Source organism: Pectobacterium carotovorum (assembly GCF_900129615.1).
Classification (GTDB): Bacteria; Pseudomonadota; Gammaproteobacteria; order Enterobacterales; family Enterobacteriaceae; genus Pectobacterium; species Pectobacterium carotovorum.
Map to the genome: position 1 here is coordinate 171,328 of NZ_FQWI01000002.1, position 26,497 is coordinate 197,824.

Consider the following 26,497-nt stretch of genomic DNA (forward strand, 5'->3'; position numbering starts at 1 on the left):
CAAAATTCAGTGAGTTGGCGGCGTAGCCGTGGTCAATTGGAAGCCGACGCTGCGATAGGTTTTATAGCGGTCGCGCGCCAACTGTTTCAAGGATTCTTCGTAAGGGACAAAGTCTATCACTTCATGGAAAGCGGTGGCAAAATCTGCGAACTGCGGCAATAGGCTGATCAGCAGATCTCGTGGCGCGTTGCCACGCCGCTGCGGCCAGGCCAGTTCAACCGGTGCGCCGTGACGCGGCCCTTCGCCTGCCAGATTATGCGGCACAAATGCGTTGGGATCGCGTTGCCACAGCGCCTCGTCCAGTCTGATGGCCTGTTGCTCGTCTTCACAGGCAATCAGCACGCGCTTTCCTGCTCGCCAACGTTCTGCCGCCAGATCGCATGCCAGTGCTTCATGGGCGCTGAGCTCACCGCTTTTGCTGTCGTGTTCGAGAAGATAGAACGTTGCGTTTTTCATTGTTTACACTATTGATAAGGGCCGGAATATCCGGCCCGATAGACAATTACCTTATAAGGATAAGGCAATCGCTGGCTTTGGTCATCGCCGTTGACGTGAAAGTCTTATTCTACGTCGTTCTGTCCGGCGCGGTTAAGCAGGAACTGTGATAACAGCGCGACCGGACGACCCGTTGCGCCTTTGGCTTTACCAGAACGCCAAGCGGTGCCCGCGATATCCAGATGCGCCCAGCTGTACTTACGCGTAAAGCGCGACAGGAAGCAGCCTGCGGTAATCGCTCCGCCCGGACGACCACCAATATTCGCCATATCGGCAAAATTGGATTCCAGCTGTTCCTGGAATTCGTCGGTCAGCGGCAGACGCCATGCGCGGTCGCCAGACTGCTCGGACGCGCTCAACAGTTCGTGCGCCAGCGGATTGTGGTTCGCCATCAGCCCGGTGATGTGGTGCCCCAGCGCAATCACGCACGCGCCGGTCAGCGTCGCGACGTCAATCACCACGTCTGGCTCATAACGCTCAACGTAGGTCAGCGTATCACACAAGACCAGACGACCTTCCGCATCGGTGTTCAGCACTTCTACCGTTTGGCCGGACATTGTGGTCAGCACGTCTCCCGGACGGTATGCACGGCCATCGACCATGTTTTCACAGCCCGCCAGCACGCCGATGATATTCAATGGCAGCGCCAGTTCGGCCGCCATGCGCATCACGCCGTAGACCGTGGCCGCGCCGCACATGTCGTACTTCATTTCGTCCATGCTGTCGGCAGGTTTGATGGAGATGCCGCCGGAATCGAACGTCAGCCCTTTACCTACCAGCACAATCGGGCGGGTTTCCGGGTTCGGATCGCCTTTATATTCGATCACGGACATCAGCGATTCATTCTGCGAGCCCTGACCCACGGCCAGATAGGCATTCATGCCCAGCTCTTTCATCTGCTGTTCACCAATCACGCGCGTGATGATGTTCTGGCTGTAGGTATCGGCCAGTTGACGCGCTTGCGAAGCCAGATACGCGGCATTACAGATATTCGGTGGCATGTTGCCGAGATCTTTCGCGGCTTTGATGCCCGCTGCAATCGCCAGACCGTGCTGAATAGCGCGCTCGCCGCTGGTCAGCTCACGGCGCGTCGGTACGTTGAAGACCATTTTGCGCAGTGGACGGCGCAGTTCGACCTTATTGCTCTTAAGCTGATCGAAGGTATACAGCGTCTCTTTTGCAGTTTCGACCGCCTGACGCACTTTCCAGTACGTGTTACGGCCTTTCACGTGCAGCTCGGTCAGGAAGCAGACTGCTTCCATCGAGCCGGTTTCGTTCAGGGCGTTGATCGTCTTCTGAATCACCTGTTTGTACTGGCGCTCATCAAGTTCGCGCTCTTTACCGCAACCAATCAGCAGAATGCGCTCGGAAAGAATGTTAGGTACATGGTGCAAGAGCAGTGATTGCCCCACTTTGCCTTCTAATTCACCACGGCGAAGCAACGCGCTGATGTAGCCGTCGCTGATTTTATCGAGTTGTTCGGCAATAGGGGACAGACGACGCGGTTCAAACACGCCGACGACAATGCAGGCACTGCGTTGTTTTTCCGGGCTACCGCTTTTTACGCTGAACTCCATGTACTCTCCTGAATCTTAAAGACAACGGCGGGGGCAACGGCTAGAATGTGACACTCCGTAATACTTCCCGCCGTTGCGTTAACATAACCTGTGTTAATCTTAACGACGTAACGAACCTGTTTTAGTGACTAATAAGCAGGTTCTGATACAACAGCTCAAACGCAGTGTGTTGTAATACAGTTTTAGCTAAGAGGGCAGCCAAAAATGAGTATAAATGGCGCGTTAGCGAAGAAACTATCGATTTTCCTGCAAAAAGACAAGTTTTCACAGGCGTAATTAAGCGTGATCATCATTCGATATCTGGTACGGGAAACCTTTAAGAGCCAACTGGCCATCCTTTTCATTCTGTTACTGATTTTCTTTTGTCAGAAATTGGTACGGATACTGGGTGCCGCTGTTGATGGTGAAATCCCGACAAATTTGGTTATCTCCCTGTTGGGATTGGGCGTGCCAGAAATGGTGCAGCTCATCCTGCCATTAAGTCTGTTTCTTGGCGTATTGATGACGTTTGGCCGCCTCTATGCGGAAAGCGAGATCACCGTCATGCACGCCTGCGGGCTAGGCAAACGCGTGTTGCTGAAAGCCGCGCTGGTTCTGGCGGTGTTCACTGCCATTATTGCAACCATTAACGTCATGTGGCTCAGCCCATGGTCGTCCCGGCATCAGGAAGAAGTACTGGCGGAAGCGAAAGCGAACCCCGGCATGGCGGCATTGGTAGAAGGGCAGTTCCAGTCCGCACAGGGTGGTAACGCGGTGTTGTTTGTCGGCAATGTCAAAGGCTCGGAGTTTGAGCACGTCTTTCTGGCACAGCTGCGCCCCAGCGGTAACGCACGGCCTTCTGTCGTCGTGGCCGATCGCGGTCATATCAAGCAAAACGAAGACGGTGCGCAGGTCGTAACGCTGGATAACGGTTCGCGTTACGAAGGTACGGCGCTGCTGCGTGATTTTCGTATCACGGACTTCACCAACTATCAGGCCGTGATTGGTCACCAGAGCGTGACGCTAAATAATAGCGATGTGCAGCAAATGGATATGCAGACCTTGTGGCATTCGGATGCGCACGATGCGCGTGCAGAGTTCCACTGGCGGCTGACGTTGATTATTTCGGTACTGATCATGGCGCTGATGGTGGTGCCGCTGAGTGTGGTGAACCCACGTCAGGGTAGGGTGCTGAGTATGCTGCCTGCGATGCTGCTGTACCTGATTTTCTTCCTGCTGCAAAGCTCGCTGCGTTCTAACGCCAGTAAAGGCAAAATCGATCCGATGGTATGGGTCTGGCTGACCAACCTGACGTACTTCGGTATCGCGGTCATGCTTAACCTCTGGGATACCGTGCCGATGCGCAAAGTGCGCGCCCGCTTTAAGCCCCGCACTCTTAGAACACAAGGAGCGGCCTGATGTTTGGTGTATTAGACCGCTATATCGGCAAAACGATTTTCACCACCATCATGACGACGCTGTTCATGCTGGTGTCGCTCTCCGGCATCATCAAGTTTGTCGACCAGTTGCGTAAAGTTGGGCAGGGCGAGTATTCGGCGCTGGGCGCTGGGCTATACACGCTGCTCAGCGTACCCAAAGATATTGAGATCTTCTTCCCAATGGCGGCGCTGCTTGGCGCGTTGCTCGGGCTGGGTCAGCTTGCGACCCGCAGCGAACTGGTGGTGATGCAGGCTTCCGGCTTTACCCGCTTGCAGATTGCGACGGCCGTGATGAAAACCGCGATCCCGCTGGTGCTGCTGACGATGGCGATTGGCGAATGGGTGTCTCCGCAAGGGGAACAGATGGCGCGCAACTACCGCTCTCAGATGATCTCCGGTGGGTCGATGATCTCTACGCAGGGCGGACTGTGGGCAAAAGACGGCAATGACTTTATCTATATCGAACGAGTGACGGGCGATAAAGAGCTGTCTGGCGTCAACATCTACCACTTCGACGATAAGAACAAGCTGCTATCTGTGCGCTATGCGGCCTCCGCCGAGTTTGAAGATGACAGGAATGTCTGGAAGCTCTCGCAGGTTGATGAATCTGATTTGAGCGACGGCAAACAAATTGGTGGCAGCCAGACGTTCAGCGGGGAATGGAAAACCAACCTGACGCCGGATAAGCTCGGCGTGGTGGCGCTGGAACCGGATGCGCTGTCTATCCGTGGGCTACACAATTACGCCAAATACCTGAAACAAAGCGGACAGGAAGCGAACCGCTACCAGCTGAACATGTGGAGCAAAATCTTTGCACCGGTCTCTGTGGCGGTGATGATGCTCATGGCAGTCTCTTTCATCTTCGGCCCGCTGCGCAGCGTGTCGGCGGGTTCACGCATCGTGATAGGTATTAGCTTCGGCTTCCTCTTCTACCTGCTGAATGAGATTTTCCGCCCACTCAGCCTGGTCTATGGCATCCCGCCGATCCTGGGCGCGATCTTGCCGAGCTCGGTGTTTCTGTTCATCAGCGTGGCACTGCTACTGAAACGCCGATAGCAGCCAATAAATCAGAGAAAGCGCCGAGTGGATAACCCCTCGGCGCTTTTTTATTGGTCGTGACAAATCGCCTTGGCAACACCCATTACCACACAATCTTGAAGGCAAAAAAGTCATAACACGTTGCTAGAGATGATTTTTTCAGCACTTAACCGAACACGGAGTGGATTAACGTTGCGCGAGAGCCGTCAAACGGTATAATGCACCCGTTTTCCGCATACTACTTCTGTGCCGAAGTGGCGAAATCGGTAGACGCAGTTGATTCAAAATCAACCATCGAAAGATGTGCCGGTTCGAGTCCGGCCTTCGGCACCAACAGTATGTAAATAGACGTCTACGGACGTCTTTTTTTATGCCTGAAATCCGCGCCACACAAGGCCTTACCCGAATTTTCTGTCAACGGAAGTCAATCTGAGTCCACCCACATCAATCTGCTTGTGAGTATAGAACCGAGTATATATGCTGGTTCGATATTGCTTATATACTCACAGCAGGATTATGGAAGGATAACCATTATGGCCCTGACAGATACTAAGGTACGTTCTGCTAAACCCGAGGAAAAAGAGTATTCGCTGGTCGATGGCGACGGCATGTTTTTGCTAGTTCATCCCAATGGCTCAAAATACTGGCGCTTTCGTTTTCGCTTCGGTGGCAAACAGCACCTGATGGCGTTTGGCGTCTATCCCGAAGTTTCACTGGCGGATGCCAGACAGAAGCGGGAAGACGCCAGAAAGTTGGTTGCTGCGGGCATTGATCCGCGTGAGCAAAAACGTGCGGTACAAGAAGAACAGGCGAAAGCGGTATTCACTTTTGAGTTTGTAGCCCGAGAGTGGCACGCTACCAATCAAAAGTGGTCGGAAGAGCATAGCCGCCGCGTGCTGAAAAGCCTGGAAGATAACCTCTTCTCTGCTATCGGTAAACGCAACATTGCCGAACTCAAAACGCGAGACCTGTTAGCCCCTATTAAGGTGGTTGAACAATCAGGCCGTCTTGAAGTGGCATCACGACTTCAACAACGCACAACCGCAATAATGCGCTACGCGGTACAAAGCGGGTTAATCGACTACAACCCGGCGCAGGAAATGGCGGGCGCTGTGGCATCAAGTAATCGGCAGCATCGTCCTGCACTGGAATTAAAGCATACTCCCGAGCTGCTTCAGCGCATCGATAGCTATACCGGCAGGCCATTAACGCGTTTGGCGGTAGAGTTGACGTTATTGATCTTTATCCGCTCCAGCGAACTGCGCTTTGCCCGTTGGTCGGAGATCGATTTTGAAACCTCAATGTGGACTATCCCTCCTGAGAGAAAACCGATAGAGGGTGTGAAGCACTCTCATCGTGGCTCAAAAATGCGTACTCCGCATTTGGTGCCCCTTTCCCGACAGGCGTTGGTTATTTTGAAGCAAATACAGCAATTCAGCGGCAACCATGAACTGATCTTTATTGGCGATCACGATCCGCGTAAGCCCATGAGTGAAAATACGGTGAACAATGCCTTGCGGGTAATGGGGTACGACACCAAGGTTGAAGTCTGCGGTCACGGCTTCAGGACAATGGCCTGTAGCTCGCTAATTGAATCGGGGTTATGGTCGAGGGATGCAGTGGAGCGCCAGATGAGCCATATGGAACGTAACTCGGTACGGGCGGCGTATATCCACAAGGCGGAACACTTGGACGAGCGTAAGCTGATGCTGCAATGGTGGGCAGATTTTCTCGATGCGAATCGGGAGAAGGCGGTGAGTGCGTTTGATTTTGGGAAGTTATTGGCTGGCTAATTCATAATAAATAACAGGTTGTAACTCTGGAAAGCGTTACAACCTAATAAAGTAGAATTATTAAAAGAGCTATTTTTTTGAACATGATTTTGACCTATAAGACTGTATACACACGCGGGTAAAGGAGGAGGCACGTATGACGCCAGAAGCGAAGGCGCGCCAGATAATCGATTCGAGGCTAGAACAAGCCGGTTGGATTATTCAGGATATGAAGCAAGTTAACCTGTCGGCAGGCCTTGGCGTAGTGATACGTGAATTCCCCACAGACAGCGGACCTGCGGATTATGTGTTGTTCATAAACCGGGATATGGTCGGCGTCATTGAAGCTAAAAGGGATAGCGTTGGTGAAAATATTACAGCGACCGAGATCCAGTCCGACCGTTATGCTTCGGCCAAACTGAAATGGCGGAAAGACTCGACTCCTCTGCGTTTCCTATTCCAAGCTACGGGGCAAATCATCCGCTTTACTGATAATGCGGATCCCTCCCCGCGCTCGCGCGAGATCTTCCACTTCTTCAAACCGGAAACCTTGGCAACCTGGCTGGATCAACCAGAGACCCTGCGACGCCGTTTGGCCGAGCAGATGCCTGCCTTGCCAGAGCGTAATTTACGCGACTGCCAAATTAGTGCAGTAACTGGTCTAGAAGCATCGTTGGCCCAGAATAAGCCGAGAGCTTTAGTACATATGGCTACTGGTGCGGGCAAAACCTTTACGGCGATCACTTCTGTGTACCGATTGCTTAAATTTGGCGGTGCTAAGCGTATTCTCTTTTTGGTGGATACTCGTAACCTCGGCAAACAAGCACATCAAGAGTTCATGGCTTACACTCCGCCGGATGATGGGCGTAAGTTTACCGAACTCTATAACGTACAACGTTTGAATTCTCCGAATGTCGATCCTCATGCTCAGGTGTGTATCAGCACCATCCAACGGATGTATTCCATCCTAAGTGGAGAGCCTATAGACGAGTCGGCTGAAGATGTTTCTCTCAATGAGGTGCAACAAACCAGTCGGCAAGAAAAGCTGGTCCGCTACAATCCGCTTGTTCCGGTAGAGACTTTCGACTTCATCATTATCGATGAATGCCATCGAAGCATTTACAACCTTTGGAAGCAGGTTCTCGATTACTTTGACGCCAGTTTGGTAGGCCTGACCGCTACCCCTGATAAGCGTACCTTTGGCTTTTTTAACGAAAACATTGTGGCTGAATACACTTATGAACAATCAGTCGCTGATGGAGTCAACGTCGGTTACGACGTCTACGAAATCGAAACGGAAATAACCAAGAAAGGTTCTGAACTTAAAGCTAAAGAATGGGTGGATCATCGTGACCGGCAAACGCGCAAAAAGCGTTGGAGTGAAACTGAGGAAGATACCATTTATTCAGGGAAAGAGTTGGATCGTTCAGTAGTTAATCCCAGCCAGATTCGCAAAGTGATCCTTGCGATGAAGAATGCAGTTGAAAAACAGATCTTTCCATCCCGGCAAGAGACACCCAAAACGCTTATTTTTGCTAAAACAGACAGCCACGCTGATGACATCATCAATATAGTGCGTGAAATCTATGACCAAGGGAATGCATTTTGCAAGAAAGTCACTTATCGATCGGACGAAGATGCGGATAGTGTCCTCAGTAGTTTTCGTAATGACTACAACCCGCGTATCGCTGTGACAGTGGATATGATTGCCACTGGTACTGATATCAAGCCGTTGGAAGTTCTGCTGTTTATGCGTGATGTTCGCAGCAAGGGTTATTACGAGCAGATGAAAGGCCGGGGTGTGCGATCGCTCGATAGCGATAGCTTGAAGCGTGTGAGTAACAGTGCTGATAGCGATAAAAGTCGTTTCGTGCTGATTGATGCTGTTGGGGTGGAGAAATCGCTTAAAACTGAGAGCCGCCCACTAGAGAAAAAGCCGAATATTGCGTTGAAGGATCTCCTTCAGGGCGTCGCTATTGGGTGTCGGGATGATGACACCGTTTTGTCATTGGCTAATCGTCTCGTCCGACTTGCCAAACAGTTGGATTGCAAGGCCAAGGCTCGGATTGAAGAAGCTTCTGGGGGACTGAGTATTGGTGATCTCGGTAAAGGTTTGATCACTGCACTGGATCCCGATGCTATTGTTGCGACAGCGTTGGATATTGCTCTCGCACAGGGGCTTATCCGTAACGAAGAGACTTTATTGCCTGAGGAGATCGCTGCTGCTCGTGCTGGCCGTGTCGCTGAAGCTTGTGCTCCTTTTGATAAACCATCATTGCGTGATGCTATTGAGAATGCTCGCCGTGAGCGAGAGCAACTGATTGACCATATCAACCTGGATCAGGTCATCTTCTCCGGCTTCTCTGAACAGGCTGAGAGCCAAGCTAAAGCTAATATTGCTGAATTTGTGAGTTATATTCAGCGGCATAAGGATGAAATTGCTGCACTTAGCTTCTTCTATCAACAACCTTACCAGCGACGGGCATTGACCTTTAACATGATCGAGGAATTGCACGAACATCTCGCCAAGCCGCCGTTGATGCTTACTACTGAGCGACTATGGAGTGCCTATGCGCGGGTTCAGACCAACCAGGTCAAGGGGGTTGAGCGCAAACGCCAACTCACCGATCTGGTCTCGCTGGTCCGTTTTGCACTGGGGCTGGAGAGTGAGCTCAAACCTTTTGCCGATGAGGTAGATAAGCGCTTCCAGACCTGGATTTTCCGCCATAATGCTCAGCGAGCTAGCGCCTTTACCCCAGAACAAACGGAATGGTTGCGCTTGATTAAAGAGCATATCGCCAGCAGTTGCAGCATTCAGTGCGATGATTTTGACTACGCCGAACTGGCCGATAAGGGCGGGTTGCAGAAGGCATGGCAACTATTTGGCAAAGACCTATATATGCTGATAAATGAGATGAATAAAGAGTTGGTAGCGTAATGAGAGAATTTAGCGATGAGGTACTACAGTATTATCCTTTTGTCGAGATATCTTCCCCACCAAATTGGGAAAGGGTGACTCTGCTTGATATTTCATCCGATATTAGTTCTGGCTTTGCAAGCGGAAAGCATAACTCCAATGGTACGGGTATCCCCCATCTTCGCCCTATGAATGTGAGCCGCGATGGACAAATTGATCTTAGCGTTATCAAATCTGTAGTCGACAGCAGCGGGGTAAGGCTTAGCGTAGGCGATGTTCTTTTTAACAACACAAACTCTTCTGAGCTTGTTGGCAAAACGGCTGTCATATCTCGTCAAGAAGAAGGTTTTGCTTTCTCCAATCACATGACTCGTGTGCGTCCTTGTGCTGGTATCACGCCCAGTTTTTTGGCCTTGCAGCTCCACTTTTTATGGATGACAGGGTACATGAGACATCGGTGTACCAACCATGTTAATCAAGCAAGCGTTTCGTCAAAAGTCTTGGCTAACACGATACCTATACTTTTGCCGCCATCCAACGAACAAACCCGCATTGTCACCAAACTTGAAGAACTGCTGACAGATCTTGATGTGGGCGTGGCTGAGCTTAAAACTGCACAGAAAAAGCTTTCTCAGTATCGCCAGTCATTGCTCAAAACCGCCGTTGAAGGAACTCTGACAGCAGAGTGGAGAGAGAACAATCCACCGACCGAAAGCGGGACACAACTGTTGGAACGCATTCTGCTTGAGCGCCGCGCGCGCTGGGAAGCGAAGCAGTTGGCCAAGTTCACCGAGCAGGGCAAAAAACCACCGAAGGACTGGCAGAAAAAATACCCTGAACCGGTTCAGCCCGATACCACTGATTTACCGCAACTGCCACAAGATTGGATATGGGTGAGTATTGACCAGATCGTGTCTGAGTCGTCTTACGGAACTTCTGTTAAATGTAATTACGAAAGTAAAGGCACCCCGGTTTTACGGATTCCAAACGTCAGTTATGGAAGCATTGATCTTCAAGATATCAAATTCGCTACAACTGATTTACATCTTGATCAAAAAGATTTTTTAGCCGTGGGTGATGTTTTGATAATAAGAACAAACGGCAGCATTGGTTTGGTAGGACGAGCGGCAGCGGTAATTGATGCTCTGCCCTCTCAGTATTATTTTGCTTCATACTTATTGAGACTACGCTGTACCGAGACGTCTATTGGTCACCGTTGGTTATTAGCTGCTTTATCAGCACATTGTGGACGAGAGTGGTTAGAAGCCCGAGCTGCATCATCTGCTGGCCAACACAATATCAGTCTTTCTACTCTATTGATGATGCCCATTCCGCTTCCTCCGCGAGAAGAGCAACATCGAGCACTGACTTTGTTTGATGAAGCCAATGATTTGATAATTCAGCAAGAAGAAGCAACTATGCTGCTGTTGAAACAATGTGCTGCCCAACGGCAAAATATCTTGTGTGCGGCTTTTACTGGTCGGTTAGTCCCACAAAATCCGAGCGATGAAGCGGCCAATGTGCTGCTGGAACGTATCCGTGCTCAAAGGGCTGAGCAGGCTAAGCAACCTAAACCGCGCAGAACCAAGAACAAAAAAAAGGAGCTCTCGACTGTGACCCGCAAATTAGTAGATGTACTTACTGAAGCGAGCGACTGGTTACCAGCACAAGATGCTTTTCAGCTCTGTGGTATAGCTGATAGTGCTCAAACCGAAGAGATTGAAATGCTGTATGCTGAGTTGCGTGTGTTGGATAAAGATAAACGGTTGTTAGTCGATGTGGTCATGGACGAAGAAGGCCGCAAAATTGGTGATCGCTTAAAGTTGGTAGGTTAAGCTATGCGTTTGGATAAGCTCACTATAGGCAGCCCTAAAGACAGCCCAACTCACCAGTTCAAAAACCTGAAGAATGTCACTATCGATTTCGATCAGGAGCATTGGGTTACTGTGGTAATTGGTTGGAACGGTACGGGGAAGTCAAATGTGCTAGAGGCACTGGCTATAATTTTTCGTGATTTGATCGCCAAAAAACGCTCGCCTGTTTTTGCCTTTCAGTTGTCTTATCGTATGGGAGCTGGCGATAGTCTCCGATACATTCATATTGATGCTGACCCTGATCGAGAAAAAGAATCTTTTATTATCCATGTTGCAACGGATGCAGAGGCCCATGGTAAGGGAACTCTCGCTCCCTTCCTAGATGGAGAGGGAGATGTCTCAGCTCTACGTGGCAGAGTGATAAAATTTAGTACCTTTTTGAATGCTGGTGTTGAGTATCTTCCTCGTTATGTATTCAGCTACTATTCGGGCGAAAGTTCGCGTATGCACGAGATTTTCCGGCCTTATTTGGAAAGTTATGATAGTAAGCTACGCAATGGTGAAGATCCTGGCTTAAAACGATTGTTCTATGCTATGCCGGTACACAGTCAATTCGTCCTGCTCGCTTTTCTGATTCAACAGTCTGATATTGTTAGGAACTTTCTGAATGAGCATTTAGGTCTCGATCCTGATGAGGGGATTGAATCTGTACTGTTTGTGTTGAGACAACCCCCATGGAAATCCAAAGCTCCAGATGGGGATAGTCGCTTCTGGAATGCACGAGGAGTTGTGCGTGATTTCTTATCGCGCCTCTATGACATCGCCTTGGCACCGATTGAGGTATCACGGCGTGTGTCAACTTCTATTTGGAACAAAGAAACACTGCAATTTAAATATCTCTATATAAAGGATATTGATGCGTTACGACGTTTGGTCGGCAGTCAAGCGCCAGCCGAATTCTTTCGAGATTTGGAAAGCACCTATGTATCTGAACTGATTGAAGAGGTTCGCATTCGCGTTCGTCTAAAGAAAAACGAAGGGTATGTGACCTTTCGAGAGCTCAGCGAAGGTGAGCAACAGTTACTGACTGTACTGGGACTCCTGTGCTTTACTGCCGAAGACGAAAGTCTGTTTTTATTGGATGAGCCGGACACTCATTTGAACCCTAGGTGGAGCGTAGATTATATCTCATACCTAAAGCAGTTTATTGCCAGTGGTACTAAGCAAGAAGAGACAAGTCACATCTTACTGACAACTCATAACCCACTTGCTATTGCTGAATTGGATCGTGAACAAGTACAGATCCTGCGGATGGTCAAAGAGAATGAGCAACGGAGGGTTGTGGCCTGTTACCCTGAGATGGCTCCGCGAGGGATGGGGTATGCGGCAATCGTAACCAGTGATATGTTTGGTATTGCTTCAACACTGGATCAACCTACACAATTGCTTTTGGAAACGCAGCGGGCATTTGCCGCCAAAACACGCCTCTCAGCAGATGAACAGCAAGAACTGGATAACATCAATGCTCAACTAGACCGTCTGGGTTTTCGTTTCTTCCATCCTGATGATGAGTACTCTCGTTATTTGAGGCTACGTAATGATTTGCTTAAATCCCGTTTGGCTGTGACAAAGCCTAGTGACATAGCCAGTAAGGTTCTTGCCATGAGCCGTTTAGAACGGGAAGAACTAGCGACCAAACTTATTGAAAAACTCATAGCTGACGATGATGAACAGATAGATAAGGTCGATCGATGAGATATATCGACATTGATGAATTAGTGTTACCTGATGGGTGGTTAGATAAAGCAGCTACTGCTTCTAATGCTGTTGCCGCTGGAGCCGATCCCGATGAATATTCAAAAGTCTGGCGTGAACTCAAAGATGCTTTGGCGGAGCTATTTCCTGATAAAAAGTGTTGGTACTGTGAGTCTCCGGTGGATCGTGCTGACAATGCTGTTGACCACTTCCGCCCAAAAGGCCGAGTGAGTGATGCATCTAGTCCTCATTCTGGTTATCGATGGCTGAGTTTCGAACATCGAAATTATCGTTATGCGTGTACTTTTTGTAATAGTCTGAGAAAAGATATCGCAACCGGAGATACTGGAGGAAAGGCTGATAGATTTCCTCTCATTGTTGAGGCAGACCGTCTTTATGCTCCAGGGCCACTGGCTCAGGAAAAACCAATCTTGCTCGATCCGTGTGAGCTCAATGACTGGGAGCTTATTGGTTGCAAACAGGAAAACGGAAAGCCCTGCCCGACAAGTAATGAACAGTTAGCAAAACACAGGGCTGAGGAATCTATTTCTATCTATCATCTTGATTATGAGCCAACTTGCAAGCAAAGGCATGCAGTAGCGGTGAGACTTATGGCTGATATTGATCAAGCTAAGCAGTTATTCGGGCTGCCTGGTATGGATGTACATTTTACTGCTGTCGCGAAAAAAATACGGCGAGCTATAAATCGTAAGGCACCTTTCAGTGGGGATATGATTTTCCTTCTGAAGGGGCAGCGACACGCAGACCACCCTTGGATTCAAAAATTGTTGGAAATTTGAAATGAACGCAAGCACCCTAATCCAGAAACTCTGGAACTTCTGCAACACTCTTCGCGATGACGGTGTCGGCTATGGTGATTATTTAGAACAGTTGACTTATTTACTGTTTCTGAAGTTAGCCCATGAATACGCACAAGAGCCATATAATCACGAAACAAAGATTCCTAAAGGCTATGACTGGGACAGTTTGAGCCGTAAAACAGGGGAACCGTTAGAAGCCCATTATTTGGCAACTTTGCACAAGCTAGGGCAGCAATCCGGGATGCTTGGAGCTATCTTTTTTAAAGCTCAGAATAAGATTCAAGACCCAGCTAAACTCTCTCGGCTGGTTCAGTTAATCGATGCTGAACGTTGGATTAGTCTTGATTCCGATACTAAAGGTGATCTATATGAAGGCTTGCTGCAAAAGAATGCCGAAGATACTAAGAGTGGAGCTGGGCAGTACTTTACACCTCGGGCGATCATACAAGCGATAGTCACTTGTATGCAGCCAGTCCCTATGAAAACCATAGCTGATCCTGCTTGTGGAACAGGTGGTTTCTTCTTGGTTGCTAATGAGTGGCTATCTGGTACTGGACACTGGATCAAAGAAAATAAAGCTTGGTTGCCTCGTGAAATCCCAAAGTTAAATAGTAAGCAGGCACGTTTTTTACGTGAAGGAACGTTTTATGGCAATGAGATTGTTTCTAATACTCGTCGCATGTGCCTAATGAATCTGTTCTTGCATAATATCGGTGAGCTGAATGGTGAACCCGTTATTGAACGTGCTGATGCCTTAATTTCTGAGCCTAAAATTAAAGTTGATTACGTGCTAGCCAACCCGCCATTTGGCAAAAAAAGCAGCATGATTATTACTAACGAGGAAGGTGAAGAAGACCACGATGCGTTAACTTATGAGCGTCAGGACTTTTGGGAAACGACCTCTAACAAACAGCTAAATTTTTTGCAGCATATAGTAAGTATGCTGAAATTAGACGGTAAAGCGGCTGTTGTACTGCCTGATAATGTATTATTTGAAGGTGGTGTAGGGGAAAAAATTCGACGGAAATTGCTGGAAAATTGTGATGTTCACACCATATTGCGTTTACCCTCAGGTATTTTTTATGCACAAGGGGTGAAAGCTAATGTTGTGTTCTTTGACGCAAAGCCTAAAGATGGGAAAATTCATACAAAAGGAATTTGGTTCTATGATCTGCGTACTGGCAAGCATTTTACGTTAAAGACTCGCACGCTAAAACTAAATGACTTGCAGGATTTTATCGCTTGCTACAATCCGAAAAATCGTCACAAAAGGCAAGAAACTGAACGTTTCAAGTTTTTCAGCTATGAGGAGCTTGTAGCTAGAGATAAGGCTAGCCTCGATGTTTTTTGGTTGAAAGACGACAGCCTGGATAATCTTGAGGATTTGCCTCCACCAGATGTTCTACAGCACGAAATTATTGAACATTTAGAAGCTGCATTAACCGCTTTCCGGGAAGTGGCTAATGGGTTACAAGTTGTATCTAAGCACACAGATGGCTAAGTGAAAAAATCAAGGTTAGCTATCTAGAATAACGTAGTAGCTAACTTTGAGATTCAACTTTAGTGGCTCTAGACTAGAGCACGGAAAGTCTTATGAGTTATGAACTTGCTGTTTATCAATTGGTTAATAATGGTTGGCCAATTATTAACCGTTGTGGGGTATTATCCAAAGTTGGATTGACGAGGACGACCTCGTTTTTTCGATTGATTCTTTATCATTTCTCCTCGGCCAAATATTCTGGAGTTATTTGGCAGCGTTAATCGTATTATACTATCGGTTTTTGTTAAGTATTTTATGGCTATTTTTAAATTATCTCTTTTTTTGTTATCTGAGTAATGTACATTGCCGATTCCTGACCTATCGTCCTGATGATAGGCTGCATTGCAGTTGAAATAGAGCCCCATACCATCAGTTATTTTTTGTGACCAATATACTCCAACAAGTCTAGCCAATAAAATATCATTGCGAACTTTATTGCCATCAAAAAAAAGCAAGTATGGTAATGAAATCCTTTAATGGAGCCAAATTCCATTTTCCACAAGTAACCTATACAATACTGAAATAATGAGTGTGATTGTACGCTTTTCAGTAATTTTTTACGATGGATTTGAGTAGTCGCTGCTGTTATTGAATTGTATTTCGACTTTAGATACGAAAGATCAACTCTGAGTACTAAGATTTTGCTATAGTTTTCAAAAAGTTCGTCGATGTAAGACAATGAACTTAAATAGTTTTTTTGAGATGTTCGATGAAAATTCCGTAGTTTTCTTTTATATTTTACTGAGTTTGATTCAACCTGAAATTGGTGTAGTAAATTATTTAGCATAATTATGTCCGCCGGGATGGGATTTGATTCCCCTAGCGTTCTATATAGGTTGTTGTTTTTTTTAATATGAAAAAACAACTCTATTAGCGGATGGGGTTTATGATATTCACACATGGAGTTTTTAACCTGTTCAATACAACTTATTGCTTCTAATAAAATACGGGTTGTATATTTATTATTTACTGTCGCGTTAGTCTTTAAAGATGTGTTTTCCTTTCGTACGAGTTGGTTTAATATTGACAGTATTCGTACCTGTGATTTAATGTAATCATAATCTTTTGTTATCAATAATGTTGTGTCATTGATTGCGTCGTGTAAGCATGATGATTCTAATAATGACCATTCTTTATCATTCATTGTAGTAACTCTTCTACTCTCTCAAAAAGTAATGTTTATATGGATGGGTCGTGATTAAGTTATTATTTATAAGAAATTAGTATTTAGTATATAATAAAATCCTAAATGCTTAAGTTGAGTATTTAAGTGGGTAATAACCATTGGAGGGGTTTCATTACAGATCTCTTACGTATAGACGGTATTCCCGGGATAATACCGTGATAGCAAGTTAGTGATCTGTTGGTGATCTGTTATCATCAGGATAATGGCTATTTAGCCATCTTAGATAAATTCTTAGTTCCCAACGACTGCGGTTGCCTATTTTTATTGGCTTAGGGAAGAGACCACTAGCCATAAGCTTGTAGAAGAAGGCCCGAGAGAGTCCGGAGTGCTGACATAGATATTTCATGTCAACTAAGCGATCTGCCGGGTTTTCGTCAAGAGAGATTGCGTTCATTTTATTCACCTCGCTGTTTTTAAATTCGAGATGAAGCATAAACACTGGTAGTAAAAATTACTTGGTAAGAAATTTATCCAAAAAACTTACTAACTACATCAGCGTTGATTGCACAGTGATGTTGCGTGACTATGATTCAGGTCGCAGAGGCTTTAGCAATAGTTATAACCATGAAAAAATTATGAAAACCGATATGATAGAAAGTGTATGTATTGCCTGAGTAACTTATTATTATGGTTTTGTTAATTTTGTAGTTTTTTTGATAAAGCCGTAAAGTAGCCTAATGGGATGGACTCTTACTCTAACCGCGAAGAGAACTGCGTAAATCATGTATCTATGGAAACATGAATATAAATTACTTTTACTTACTTGGTGTTTTTTATTAACTCCTCAATAGTCATCGTTTTAAGATTTTCATTTTTCTGAATTGCTATTGATAGTTGTTCTAGCCTGCCATCGTTAAAAGTAAGATCAAAAGTTTTAAGTTTTGTTGCCTTGAAATTAGAACCATCAAATTCGACATATTTATTTGGCGTGTCTATATCTTCAAGATTTAATAGTTTGTTGACTTGAGATAAGGGTATCTGAATGCCATTAATTCTTTGCCAAATTAATAGGTCAGCAATAGGTATTGCTTGGTTTCTAAATATATCAATTATTTTATTTTTAGGGAGCGGTTTTTCAGTGTAATTGAATTTTTTTTCTATTTTATATCTTTCTCGTAAAGTTGAAATTGTGTTTTTGAATGAATTGATTAATTGCGCATCTGTGTATCCTTCTAAATCGACATATAAATAAACATGGTCGACATAAGGCTTTTGAAGGCTTGTTAATGTATCTGTTTTATTTGGCTCATCATCGTCTGTAATGTGTTTAATATAAGGAGAATGAAAGTCACGTAATTTTAGATTTTGATAAATATTCTCAATGTGCGATACCGTTAATTCATATACTGGCGATTTAATTTCTATGGTTCTATTTTCTATATCTACACTCAATGGGTTTTTATCTGCTGTGATTACTTTTTTCGATAAATCCTCTAGTTGGGAGGTTTCTTGATAAGTGTTTTTTCTTATTTCTGGTTTTCCGGAGGTAATGTCAATATATGATTTTTTTATGCTAGGGAAGTCAATAAGTTCCTCAGGTGAAGAGAATCCGATGAGCTCAAGACGGGCATATAGTTCCTCTAACATATCTATAATGGTTAATTTTCGAACAAAGCTGTAATTTTTTATATTAAACCAACTCACATCCTCTCGTGTGGCCTTATGTTTCTTTGTAGTGGGGGATGTTAACATTTTCGTATATATGTTTTCTTTCATTATTCTTTCCCTTTTTTATCATTTAAATATATTATTGAATTAATGTCTTGTTTTTTAAATTCCTATCTTTTGTCTAGCATTGGAGTGAACCTATTTTTTCTGAATTTAATTTTGACTGTTGTTTTATCGCTTGATTGAGGCAGCAAATCCATAAATCATACCGTAAATACAATTTAGTAGCTGCTATTTCTGCTATTAATAGCAGAAATAGCAGCTACTGAACAGCATACACCACGTATGATTTAAGAGTCTATACCAGTACAGGCTATGATGCTGTCAGTTTGGACACGAACAGCGTGCAGAAACTGGAGCATACTGGTAGCACATGAGAATGTTGAGTAAAATGAAATAGGCTAAATGGGATAGCTTCTATGTCTATCACTATGTTCTTTATGTAATGAAAAAGAGATTATAATCATTGAGTGTACGGTTGAAAGTATTCGATGATAATTGGTAAGTGATATTTTCCTCTTGGTGAAATATAACAAATTTGCGAATCTTGATATATGTGCCCCCCCGTTTTTTTGATGATTGGCTCATCAATGTAAAATATAATTTTGTTTTTTTTGTAAAAAATAAATACACCATTTAGACGTAATTATCAACACGGGTTTTTATTATTTTATGGCCTTTGAGTTGAATAAAAAAATATAAGAGTGGTGTTGTAAGTTGTATGGTTATCTTCTCTTTTGTGAAATAAAACGCGCCTTCATTGAAGGCGCGTTTTTACTATTACGACGGATGGTAAGTCAGAAAAATGATTTATTTTGTAATTTATAGGAAACAAAAATTGTTTTTCCACATGATGCTACGTGAATTTTTCCAGTGTCATATAAGTATCTAAGCGCGGATTCAAAGCGTGCGTGTTGGCGTAATGAGTTTGGGCCGTACTGACGTATGTGGTTTTTTTTAATGGGTTGGAAATTATTCATATGAAAACGTCCTGACAACCATGCCCATAGTATATTAGCATCTGTTATGTGCTGTGGTTCTGGTGTCAATATTCGTAGAGCTTCATTTAGATACCACTGGCACACGGCAACAGCACTTTCCACGTTTCCTAATGTTATATCTCCATCTTCGTTGCTAAAATAATGAAAAAGTGCGGCCATACGAGCTATTTTATTTCCTTCTTTACTTGCAAAGTCACGAATAGAGAAATAGTCACCATTAACACCAACGCTACGCTCAATCTTTTCACATAAATATATCCATCGATTCTTAGCGTCAGGAGAGAAATGTAATAATGTACGGTTTTTATTTTTGGATATATGCGTTTCTAAATAACAGCTTAACATCTGGTTAAGACGTGAATAATAAGGGGAAATAAGGTCGTGGTAGCTATCATTCATGTTTCCTATACGGGTGCCAATTGTTGATGTCGGAAAGGAAAAGAAAAAGCGAGCCAAAAAACCACTGCCCCTAACTTGTTCGTGTGCATGTTTAAGGTACCTATGCAATGGCGCATTTTGCACCATTATATTTGCACTCAGCCGAGCTCCGAATATTTTATAGCTCTCAGAATGACGACGCGTGACAGAAATCGGCATTCCATCCCATAACTCATTGAGCAATGCCAGATTTTTAAACGCTTGACTGTTTATTATTTCTCCACCTTCGGATGAGTGTAGTGCTAATGATCCTCCACCTGTGTGCAATAAATGTTGCAAGGCCGCTGGTGTTATATCGTTAGCCAATAGTTGCACTTTTTTCGGTAGTTGTGGTTCATTCTGAAAATGTTCCATTAGCCGTGCTTTTACATCATCTGTTGGCAAAATTTTTCTTGTGTTTTTTTCGAGATTATTTTTTATTGCACTTAATTCTATTTTCCAAATATCTACTTCAAACTTGTATTTTTTTAAATTTTCTTGATGTTTTAAATAAGAGATTCTTTCATGTTCATGAATCGGCTGCATAAATATTTTATCAACCGTTGATTTCCTTTCCCCCGATTCTGCAACTGTTAAAAAATTGCATGAGACTGGGAATGTAAGCCCATCCTTAGGGCTTACATCAATCATCCCTTGAGCTAATAGTGCTATGGGGGCCATTGCCGAAGCAAATATAAGAGGTATTGGTGCTTGGGTTTTACTACTTACTGCACTAATAGCATCTCGGAGCACATCTGGAATTTTTTCTGTAGGAAAAGTTGGATTTTCTAAATGAGAGTTAGGGGCTACCATATTGGTATTCGCTAAATAATTCATTTTATCACCTTTGTTTTGTCAAAATGATTTATTTCGGAGTTTATTAATAAATGAGATTTCATTTTTAATCAAAGTGTTATTAATCGAGTTTTCAGGGGAGGACATAAGTTGACTTCAGTAGACAATGGTGAACATATATGGAATGGGGAGCAGTAAGTGGCGAGTCAGGTATTGATGTTAATTCTGTGTTTTTATCTATGAATCAAAAATAAAATAACAATATATTATTTTATGGATATCGCGCATAGGCTTTGGCCATCAGGTAATTTATATGACATATCCTGTCGTCTTGGTGGATTTTATGTATAAAAATCAATCATATTAGTCGACACATCCTGTCCGTTCTACCCATTACAGTAATCGCTCCTAAACGATTATTGAGGATGGATGATGGCAGTTTATCGGTTAGATCCTGATTTGGCCTTGCTAAGCCAATGCAGTAATGAAGACCTTCAACTACTGGTTGAGTTGTTAACCATTGATAGTAAGGATGGTGAAAAACGCTGGTCAGAGACGTTAACCAGTACAAGCGAATATCAGCGTTTTTACCCGGACCACAGCAAATACTGGACGTCGATTGGCGCAGAGTTACAAACTTTTGGCGCAAATACTTTAGTCAGCTTGGTGCGCGGTGGACAGGGCGTTCTTTACCGTGAAATTTTGTGCGATGTCTGTGACAAGCTGGATGTTAATTACAATAAAAACAGCACGACGGAGTCGATTGAACTTAATTTGCTCATGAAAGTGCTGGAAAAAAGTCTGGACAACATGACACCAGACGAACTGGCGATGTTGTCTAAAAATATGCAGCTCGATTTAACCAGCCCAACACCACAACTCATTCTTATCGCTATACAGGCAGCCATTCGAACCTCTTCTGTTGCCGCTTTGGAACTCGCAACAACATTGGCAGCCAGCGTTATCACCGCACTCGGCGGGATCGCCACCTGGGGAACCGTGTTCGTTGCGTCTCGCGCCCTTTCAGTTCTCGCTGGCCCCGTCGGTTTAGCGCTCAGTTCAGCCTGGATGCTGTCGGATATTGCGGGCCCGGCATACCGAGTCACGATCCCTGCCTGCATCGTTATCGCCTGGCTACGTCAGAAAAACCTTACCAAATATTAATTTATTCCGTGTATGCCAAAAGGGATGCACGGAATTTATACAGGAATTATCACCATGCCTGAACAGGGAAAACGTTACGACCGGCTCGCCAGTCGCCTGGCTATTTTAGTCAGCAGGCTCTTCATGGGGGAGTCTCTGTCAGTCAAACAACTGGCTTTAGAATTCAATGTCTCGGAAAGAACGATTCAGAGAGATTTACGACAGCGGTTACAGTATCTGGATACCGAATTAAAAGATGGATACTTGCGTCTTTCTGATGCGAGGGGGCCATTTCGTACCGATCACGATATCATTACGTTTGCACGTATCACCCATGTGGCACAATTTTTCCCTGCACTGGATAAAAAGTTACTTTCCGTTTTGCTGGATGCAGGACAGGACTCTCCCTATATCGTCTATAACGCACCGCCACGGAATGTCCCTTCTTTGTTCGGTGGTTTTTATGCCATTACCCAGGCTATTGTTAAAAACCGATTAATCAACTTTTTACATAATGGTCGCAGACACATCGCCATTGCCCCCTATCGCCTTATTTACTTTGATGGGGAATGGTATCTGGCGACAGAAAAGCAAAACCACATAAAAGTATTTAATCTGGTGGCAATTACGGATGTAGCGATGACCATTAGTTCATTTAGTAAAAAGGAGGAAATGAGACGAATTTTTCAGGATAAACGATTCATTACAGCGTTACCACACTTTCAATATATCTGTGAACTCATACGTGAATAAATGAGATGAACAATGAGTATAGTCAAACTCATTCACATTTATTAAATCACTACTTTACGCAATGAGATATTATAAGCATTTTATAAGGAGTTATTGCATGAATCATTCAAAATATTTGTTACCTGCATTATCATTACTCTTCTCTGGAATGGTGATCGGTGCGCAAACACCAGTACCAATAAAGGTAATGGCATATAACAATGTCCATGTGGCGGGAAATCGCTACGTTGATGTCGTTGTCACCGCTCAAACCGATACTGTTCGCATCAATAATATCAGTGTCAATCGTGGTAATTGCCGTATCGGAAATCTGAAATACTTCGGCACCAGCAATAAGGAAACCATTATTCCGGCCACACTGCGCTTTGGTGAATCCGTAAAAGTCCCTTTTTACAATAATTGTGTTGCCTCAGAAGTCCAGGTGGATACTGACAAAGGTGGTTGGACATTCACTTTTGATTGAAATAACACCTCGGTATATCACTAAAATATAAGGATACGCCACATGAAATACTTAAAAGGTGCCGCATTGGCGGCGCTGTTGCTACCTTTAGGAAGTGCTGTTGCGGCTGAATGGACATACTGGTCATTGCAGGGATATGCCGGTGTTCATTTGAGTAATGACGATAAACATTATCTTGAAATCAGCTGTGAATTATACTCCTCAAAACCGCCTGTTTTACGTGTACAGGCAGGATTTAGCGGTGATTATTCTCAGCTACAGATTGATGGACATGAAGTATCACAACCATTTCACTCATTAGAACGGATAAAAACAGAATGGGAGGCATTACGTCAGGCGAAAACCATTCGTGTCAGTGATGCGACTGGAAAGTCATACACATTTAATGTTACAGGCAATAAAGACTTCCCCCCCTTTGATTCTGAGTACTATCCCTGTGATAAAGAATGACTTTCAAGTATTATCGATAAAGGTCAGGCATTATGTCATTACTTAAAATGTTAATTGCTGCATTAGGTAAAGTAATTACCTGGTATTCAGGTGCTCAAGCTCAGGATTTTGTGGCTGAGCACTTACAGCAGGCAGGTTATAATGACGAAGAAGTTGAAGCAGCCCGGGAGGCTGCTTTTTTATTGGTTGGTGCAATAATCACTACAATAATAAATTTTATTCTTCGCACTGCTTTTACTGCCTGAAAGATGAAATCCACTCTTTCATTAATTATCATTTCAACAATATGTGCCAGAGTCATTCACTCTGGTACATAAGGAGCTTTTATGCCCAAGTTAGCCTCGCGCTTTGGCGCGGTAAATATTATTCGCCGTGACCGTCCATTAACCCGTGACGAACTGGCACACACGGTTCCCAGTATATTTAGTGAAGACAAGCATGGCTCGCGTAGCGAACGGTATACCTATATTCCTACCATTACCCTGTTGGATAACTTACAGCGTGAAGGCTTTCAGCCATTTTTTGCCTGTCAAACCCGTGTACGTGATCCGGAGAAACGGGAGCACACTAAGCACATGCTGCGCTTGCGCCGGGAGGGGCAAATTACGGGCAAACAGGTGCCAGAGATTATTTTGCTGAATAGCCATGACGGATCCAGCAGCTATCAAATGTTGCCCGGTCTTTTTAGACAGGTTTGCCACAATGGTTTAATTTGTGGTGAATCCTTGGGTGAAGTCTGTGTTCCCCATAAGGGTGATGTGGTTGGCCGTGTTATTGAGGGGGCTTATGAGATATTAGATACCTTTGAGCGTATTGATGAAAAACGTGATGCCATGCAGTCATTACTATTACCACCACCGGCACAGACTGCCTTGGCTCAGGCAGCGTTAACCTACCGATTTGGTGAAGAGTATCAACCAGTGACAGAGGCTCAAATCCTGTCTCCTCGCCGCTGGCAGGACGAAAGCAACGATCTATGGACCACTTACCAGCGTATTCAGGAAAATTTAATAAAAGGTGGACTATCAGGCCGTACAGTTCAAGGTAAACGAGCCAGAACCCGTGCTATCAAAGGGATTGATGGTGACGTAAAACTTAACCGCGCCCTGTGGATACTGGCCGAAAATATGCTGGAACTGGCATCCTAATTTCCCTCATTTTGTTTCATTGTCCCTTATTATCTCACTTCAAGGACTTACCATGTCATGTAATTCATTGGAAGGCAGCATTGCGTCCAAAGAGCAGCGCATTATCCAAATGGCGCTGTGCCTGCTGGAAAAGCGAGTGCGTAAAAATACACGCCAGTTCAAAACCTCGGAGGACACCAAAAGCTGGTTACTGCTGGAACTCAGTAGCCTGGAACGCGAAGTCTTTATGGTGCTGTACCTGGATAATCAGCATCGCCTGATAGAAAAGGAAATTATCGCGCTGGGTGGCATCAACAGCACCGAAGTGCATCCGCGTGAAATCCTCAAAGCCTCACTGCGTCATAACGCCGCTGCCGTGATATTGGCACACAATCACCCCTCCGGCTGGGCCGAGCCCAGTCAGGCCGATCGCCATATCACCGATACACTGAAAAATTCCCTCTTGCCGCTTGATATCAGAGTACTTGATCACCTGGTTATTGGCGGCGATGAGGTGGTGTCGTTTGCTGAACGTGGCTGGCTGTGATGATCTCACTTACTACTGCTCTCTTATAAGGAAAGCACTATGTCATTATCGGATACCCCGGAATGGGGACTAAAACGTGCCGTTACTCCACGATTCGGAGCCAGGCTGGTTCAGGAAGGTCACTCTCTTCATTATCTGGCAGACCGTGCCAGCGTTATCGGTACGTTCAGCGAAACGGAAGCCCGTAATCTGGAACAGATCTTTCCTGAGTTGATTAAGCAGTTGGAACAAAAACTGAGAGCGGGTGAGCTAAATCCTCGCCAGCAAGGTTGCATCACACTACATTGCAACGACTGGACCTGTGAAGCCGATATGCTGGGTAGTTTTGGTTATGTGTATATTGTTATTTATCCAACTTCTGCTGCAACACACTAATCCGCTGTTTCTCTACTCACCTTGCGCATTTTCCTGATTTTATCGACCTAACCTGAAGCGAGTATTCTCATGCAAACATCACCTGCAATCCCGTCACGGGAGGATCAGTCTTGCCCGTCACCTGTAGCCGTCTGGCAACGACTTCTGGTCTATCTATTGGAAAAGCACTACGGACTCACGCTGAATGACACACCGTTTTGTGAGGAAAACGTGATTCAGGAGCACATCGATGCTGGCGTCACGTTGATCAATGCTGTCAATTTTCTGGTGGAAAAATACTAACTGGTGCGTATCGATCGCAACGGCTTTAACTGGCAGGAGCAATCGCCGTTTCTCACTACTGTCGATATCCTTCGCGCCAGACGTGCAACGGGTTTACTTAAGGCATAAAGATCCCGAGCTGTTTTCCAGTAACACCACACCAAACTTATTTATCTTTCTCCCCAATGCATAATGCGCCAGCCCTTACCGGTTGGCGCATTTGCTTTTATGTATGGACCACAAACTATGCAAATTGAACCCGAGGTGTTAACCGAACACACCGGACTTATCTGCTCGACCAATATCGAACGCATCGTCACTGGACGTGATACCGCGCTGCAACAGATAGAACAACTCCTCAAACAGTTACAGGCGATTTCAACACTCACGGCCACTATCGGTGGCGGCACCGCCGAAGACTGGGGGCTGAAGCAGGGGCACCGCTACGATTGCTGGCTGACAGAAACGCCCAATAAGGCGATGCCAGCCATCACCCGCACGCTGGATCGCAATATCTGGCGTGACCTGATGCTGAAATCCGGCATGCTGTCGCTGATGGATGCCGAAGCGCGTAGCCAGTGGCATAAAAATCTGGATGAGGATGAGCTACCGGCGATCAGCGAAGCCAATATTCTCAGCACGTTTGAGCAACTTCACCAGAGTAAACAAGAGGTATTCGAGCGTGGGGTCATCAACGTATTCAAAGGACTATCGTGGGATTACAAAACCAATCACCCTTGCTACTTTGGTAAGAAAATAATCATTAATAATCTGGTGACATATAACCGCTGGGGCTTTGGCCTGAACTGGGGCTGGCGACGCGATCAACTGGCCGATCTGGAACGTATGCTGTATCTGTTGGATGGCAAACCGATCCCCGATAATCGGGGCGATGTCACTATCCGGCTGATGGACCATATCCGCGATAATCCGCACCAGCAGGAATACGAAGATAAGTTCTTTAGTGTGCGTTACTTTCAGAAAGGTACCGGTCATCTCATCTTTAAACGCCCCGACTTGATCGAGCAGATGAACGACATTATTGCCAAACATTATCCAGGGATGTTGGCGGCGAGGTGATCAAATGACGTAGCAAGGATGCTGATGTTGTGCTTACTTGATGAATGATGTATCAAACACAGGTTATCTTAATAAAAGGTAATT

Annotated in this window: 23 protein-coding genes, 1 tRNA gene and 1 pseudogene; 19 read left to right on the plus strand and 6 right to left on the minus strand. The window is 45.1% G+C overall.

Annotated features, from left to right (window positions below; translation table 11 throughout):
- Nucleotides 1-6: 6 nt before the first annotated feature.
- Together BUB06_RS05070 and pepA are read right to left on the minus strand one after the other, a co-directional pair.
- Nucleotides 7-456 carry a DNA polymerase III subunit chi gene (locus tag BUB06_RS05070; RefSeq protein ID WP_005973664.1) on the minus strand — a complete coding sequence of 150 codons (450 nt, stop codon included), beginning with the start codon at nt 454-456 and terminating at the stop codon, nt 7-9.
- A gap of 104 nt (nt 457-560) precedes the next feature.
- Complete coding sequence (pepA, locus tag BUB06_RS05075) at nt 561-2,072, minus strand: leucyl aminopeptidase (protein WP_010284628.1); 1,512 nt, start codon at nt 2,070-2,072, stop codon at nt 561-563.
- A gap of 282 nt (nt 2,073-2,354) precedes the next feature.
- Between pepA and lptF the strand changes: the two genes are divergently transcribed.
- The 9 genes from lptF (at nt 2,355) to BUB06_RS05120 (ending at nt 15,108) form a co-directional block, all read left to right on the plus strand.
- The gene (lptF, locus tag BUB06_RS05080; protein ID WP_039470429.1) at nt 2,355-3,470 is read left to right on the plus strand and encodes an LPS export ABC transporter permease LptF; all 1,116 of its coding nucleotides are present in this window, start codon (nt 2,355-2,357) and stop codon (nt 3,468-3,470) included.
- Nucleotides 3,470-4,546 carry an LPS export ABC transporter permease LptG gene (gene lptG, locus BUB06_RS05085; RefSeq protein WP_039470431.1) on the plus strand — a complete coding sequence of 359 codons (1,077 nt, stop codon included), beginning with the start codon at nt 3,470-3,472 and terminating at the stop codon, nt 4,544-4,546. The genes lptF and lptG overlap by 1 nt, the downstream gene beginning before the upstream one ends.
- A 230-nt stretch (nt 4,547-4,776) precedes the next feature.
- Nucleotides 4,777-4,861: transfer RNA gene (locus BUB06_RS05090), tRNA-Leu, on the plus strand.
- Nucleotides 4,862-5,061: 200 nt separating this feature from the next.
- Entirely contained in the window at nt 5,062-6,321 is a 1,260-nt protein-coding gene (locus BUB06_RS05095) for a tyrosine-type recombinase/integrase (protein ID WP_039470433.1), read from the plus strand.
- A 136-nt stretch (nt 6,322-6,457) separates the two neighbouring features.
- On the plus strand, nt 6,458-9,238 hold the full coding sequence (locus BUB06_RS05100; RefSeq protein WP_039470436.1) for a type I restriction endonuclease subunit R: 2,781 nt from the start codon (nt 6,458-6,460) through the stop codon (nt 9,236-9,238).
- Nucleotides 9,238-11,052 carry a restriction endonuclease subunit S gene (locus BUB06_RS05105; protein WP_051982072.1) on the plus strand — a complete coding sequence of 605 codons (1,815 nt, stop codon included), beginning with the start codon at nt 9,238-9,240 and terminating at the stop codon, nt 11,050-11,052. Before BUB06_RS05100 ends, BUB06_RS05105 begins: the two co-directional genes overlap by 1 nt.
- 3 nt (nt 11,053-11,055) lie before the next feature.
- Nucleotides 11,056-12,786: an AAA family ATPase gene (locus tag BUB06_RS05110; protein WP_039470439.1), complete on the plus strand. Its 1,731-nt coding sequence runs from the start codon at nt 11,056-11,058 to the stop codon at nt 12,784-12,786.
- On the plus strand, nt 12,783-13,586 hold the full coding sequence (locus BUB06_RS05115; RefSeq protein WP_039470440.1) for a hypothetical protein: 804 nt from the start codon (nt 12,783-12,785) through the stop codon (nt 13,584-13,586). The genes BUB06_RS05110 and BUB06_RS05115 overlap by 4 nt, the downstream gene beginning before the upstream one ends.
- 1 nt (nt 13,587) lies before the next feature.
- Nucleotides 13,588-15,108, plus strand: a complete 1,521-nt coding sequence (locus BUB06_RS05120) for a class I SAM-dependent DNA methyltransferase (protein ID WP_039470444.1) — start codon at nt 13,588-13,590, stop codon at nt 15,106-15,108.
- Between the two features lie 412 nt (nt 15,109-15,520).
- Here BUB06_RS05120 and BUB06_RS22430 read toward each other — a convergent pair whose 3' ends face one another.
- The 4 genes from BUB06_RS22430 to BUB06_RS05140 all read right to left on the minus strand — a co-directional run bounded on the left by BUB06_RS22430 (nt 15,521) and on the right by BUB06_RS05140 (nt 20,256).
- Nucleotides 15,521-16,291 (minus strand): YagK/YfjJ domain-containing protein, encoded by a 771-nt coding sequence (locus BUB06_RS22430; protein ID WP_080726760.1) that lies wholly within the window; start codon nt 16,289-16,291, stop codon nt 15,521-15,523.
- Nucleotides 16,292-16,499: 208 nt separating this feature from the next.
- Nucleotides 16,500-16,766, minus strand: coding sequence for a helix-turn-helix transcriptional regulator (locus BUB06_RS05130; RefSeq protein WP_330218129.1), 267 nt, complete (start codon nt 16,764-16,766; stop codon nt 16,500-16,502).
- A 326-nt stretch (nt 16,767-17,092) separates the two neighbouring features.
- Complete coding sequence (locus BUB06_RS05135) at nt 17,093-18,049, minus strand: DUF6387 family protein (protein ID WP_039470445.1); 957 nt, start codon at nt 18,047-18,049, stop codon at nt 17,093-17,095.
- A 749-nt stretch (nt 18,050-18,798) separates the two neighbouring features.
- Nucleotides 18,799-20,256 (minus strand): YfjI family protein, encoded by a 1,458-nt coding sequence (locus BUB06_RS05140; protein WP_039470447.1) that lies wholly within the window; start codon nt 20,254-20,256, stop codon nt 18,799-18,801.
- A gap of 390 nt (nt 20,257-20,646) precedes the next feature.
- On the opposite strand from BUB06_RS05140, the gene BUB06_RS05145 reads away from it, so the two are divergent.
- The 10 genes and pseudogenes from BUB06_RS05145 to BUB06_RS05190 all read left to right on the plus strand — a co-directional run bounded on the left by BUB06_RS05145 (nt 20,647) and on the right by BUB06_RS05190 (nt 26,413).
- The gene (locus tag BUB06_RS05145; RefSeq protein WP_039470449.1) at nt 20,647-21,378 is read left to right on the plus strand and encodes a YaaW family protein; all 732 of its coding nucleotides are present in this window, start codon (nt 20,647-20,649) and stop codon (nt 21,376-21,378) included.
- Nucleotides 21,379-21,432: 54 nt separating this feature from the next.
- The gene (locus BUB06_RS05150; protein ID WP_039470451.1) at nt 21,433-22,110 is read left to right on the plus strand and encodes a WYL domain-containing protein; all 678 of its coding nucleotides are present in this window, start codon (nt 21,433-21,435) and stop codon (nt 22,108-22,110) included.
- A 97-nt stretch (nt 22,111-22,207) separates the two neighbouring features.
- Entirely contained in the window at nt 22,208-22,573 is a 366-nt protein-coding gene (locus tag BUB06_RS05155; RefSeq protein ID WP_039470452.1) for a hypothetical protein, read from the plus strand.
- Between the two features lie 42 nt (nt 22,574-22,615).
- On the plus strand, nt 22,616-23,023 hold the full coding sequence (locus BUB06_RS05160) for a hypothetical protein (RefSeq protein WP_039470454.1): 408 nt from the start codon (nt 22,616-22,618) through the stop codon (nt 23,021-23,023).
- A gap of 32 nt (nt 23,024-23,055) precedes the next feature.
- Nucleotides 23,056-23,268, plus strand: coding sequence for a hypothetical protein (locus tag BUB06_RS05165; protein ID WP_039470455.1), 213 nt, complete (start codon nt 23,056-23,058; stop codon nt 23,266-23,268).
- A gap of 81 nt (nt 23,269-23,349) precedes the next feature.
- On the plus strand, nt 23,350-24,171 hold the full coding sequence (locus tag BUB06_RS05170; protein WP_039470457.1) for a DUF932 domain-containing protein: 822 nt from the start codon (nt 23,350-23,352) through the stop codon (nt 24,169-24,171).
- Between the two features lie 52 nt (nt 24,172-24,223).
- Nucleotides 24,224-24,697, plus strand: a complete 474-nt coding sequence (gene radC / locus BUB06_RS05175; protein WP_039470460.1) for a RadC family protein — start codon at nt 24,224-24,226, stop codon at nt 24,695-24,697.
- A 39-nt stretch (nt 24,698-24,736) separates the two neighbouring features.
- The gene (locus BUB06_RS05180; protein WP_039470462.1) at nt 24,737-25,072 is read left to right on the plus strand and encodes a type IV toxin-antitoxin system YeeU family antitoxin; all 336 of its coding nucleotides are present in this window, start codon (nt 24,737-24,739) and stop codon (nt 25,070-25,072) included.
- A 69-nt stretch (nt 25,073-25,141) separates the two neighbouring features.
- A pseudogene (locus BUB06_RS05185) lies at nt 25,142-25,462 on the plus strand (TA system toxin CbtA family protein).
- A 117-nt stretch (nt 25,463-25,579) separates the two neighbouring features.
- Nucleotides 25,580-26,413, plus strand: a complete 834-nt coding sequence (locus BUB06_RS05190; RefSeq protein WP_039470464.1) for a DUF4942 domain-containing protein — start codon at nt 25,580-25,582, stop codon at nt 26,411-26,413.
- The last annotated feature ends 84 nt before the right edge of the window (nt 26,414-26,497 follow it).

Excerpts from the sequence above, each read along its gene's own strand:
- BUB06_RS05100 (WP_039470436.1), top strand. The coding sequence starts at position 6,458 with ATGACGCCAGAAGCGAAGGCGCGCCAGATAATCGATTCGAGGCTAGAA.
- BUB06_RS05155 (WP_039470452.1), top strand. The coding sequence starts at position 22,208 with ATGAATCATTCAAAATATTTGTTACCTGCATTATCATTACTCTTCTCT.
- BUB06_RS05095 (WP_039470433.1), top strand. The coding sequence starts at position 5,062 with ATGGCCCTGACAGATACTAAGGTACGTTCTGCTAAACCCGAGGAAAAA.
- BUB06_RS05190 (WP_039470464.1), top strand. The coding sequence starts at position 25,580 with ATGCAAATTGAACCCGAGGTGTTAACCGAACACACCGGACTTATCTGC.
- BUB06_RS05120 (WP_039470444.1), top strand. The coding sequence starts at position 13,588 with ATGAACGCAAGCACCCTAATCCAGAAACTCTGGAACTTCTGCAACACT.
- BUB06_RS05105 (WP_051982072.1), top strand. The coding sequence starts at position 9,238 with ATGAGAGAATTTAGCGATGAGGTACTACAGTATTATCCTTTTGTCGAG.
- pepA (WP_010284628.1), bottom strand. The coding sequence starts at position 2,072 with ATGGAGTTCAGCGTAAAAAGCGGTAGCCCGGAAAAACAACGCAGTGCC.
- radC (WP_039470460.1), top strand. The coding sequence starts at position 24,224 with ATGTCATGTAATTCATTGGAAGGCAGCATTGCGTCCAAAGAGCAGCGC.
- BUB06_RS05170 (WP_039470457.1), top strand. The coding sequence starts at position 23,350 with ATGCCCAAGTTAGCCTCGCGCTTTGGCGCGGTAAATATTATTCGCCGT.
- BUB06_RS05070 (WP_005973664.1), bottom strand. The coding sequence starts at position 456 with ATGAAAAACGCAACGTTCTATCTTCTCGAACACGACAGCAAAAGCGGT.
- BUB06_RS22430 (WP_080726760.1), bottom strand. The coding sequence starts at position 16,291 with ATGAATGATAAAGAATGGTCATTATTAGAATCATCATGCTTACACGAC.
- BUB06_RS05110 (WP_039470439.1), top strand. The coding sequence starts at position 11,056 with ATGCGTTTGGATAAGCTCACTATAGGCAGCCCTAAAGACAGCCCAACT.
- BUB06_RS05165 (WP_039470455.1), top strand. The coding sequence starts at position 23,056 with ATGTCATTACTTAAAATGTTAATTGCTGCATTAGGTAAAGTAATTACC.
- BUB06_RS05180 (WP_039470462.1), top strand. The coding sequence starts at position 24,737 with ATGTCATTATCGGATACCCCGGAATGGGGACTAAAACGTGCCGTTACT.
- BUB06_RS05140 (WP_039470447.1), bottom strand. The coding sequence starts at position 20,256 with ATGAATTATTTAGCGAATACCAATATGGTAGCCCCTAACTCTCATTTA.
- BUB06_RS05160 (WP_039470454.1), top strand. The coding sequence starts at position 22,616 with ATGAAATACTTAAAAGGTGCCGCATTGGCGGCGCTGTTGCTACCTTTA.
- BUB06_RS05150 (WP_039470451.1), top strand. The coding sequence starts at position 21,433 with ATGCCTGAACAGGGAAAACGTTACGACCGGCTCGCCAGTCGCCTGGCT.
- BUB06_RS05145 (WP_039470449.1), top strand. The coding sequence starts at position 20,647 with ATGGCAGTTTATCGGTTAGATCCTGATTTGGCCTTGCTAAGCCAATGC.
- lptG (WP_039470431.1), top strand. The coding sequence starts at position 3,470 with ATGTTTGGTGTATTAGACCGCTATATCGGCAAAACGATTTTCACCACC.
- BUB06_RS05115 (WP_039470440.1), top strand. The coding sequence starts at position 12,783 with ATGAGATATATCGACATTGATGAATTAGTGTTACCTGATGGGTGGTTA.
- BUB06_RS05135 (WP_039470445.1), bottom strand. The coding sequence starts at position 18,049 with ATGAAAGAAAACATATATACGAAAATGTTAACATCCCCCACTACAAAG.
- BUB06_RS05130 (WP_330218129.1), bottom strand. The coding sequence starts at position 16,766 with ATGCTTCATCTCGAATTTAAAAACAGCGAGGTGAATAAAATGAACGCA.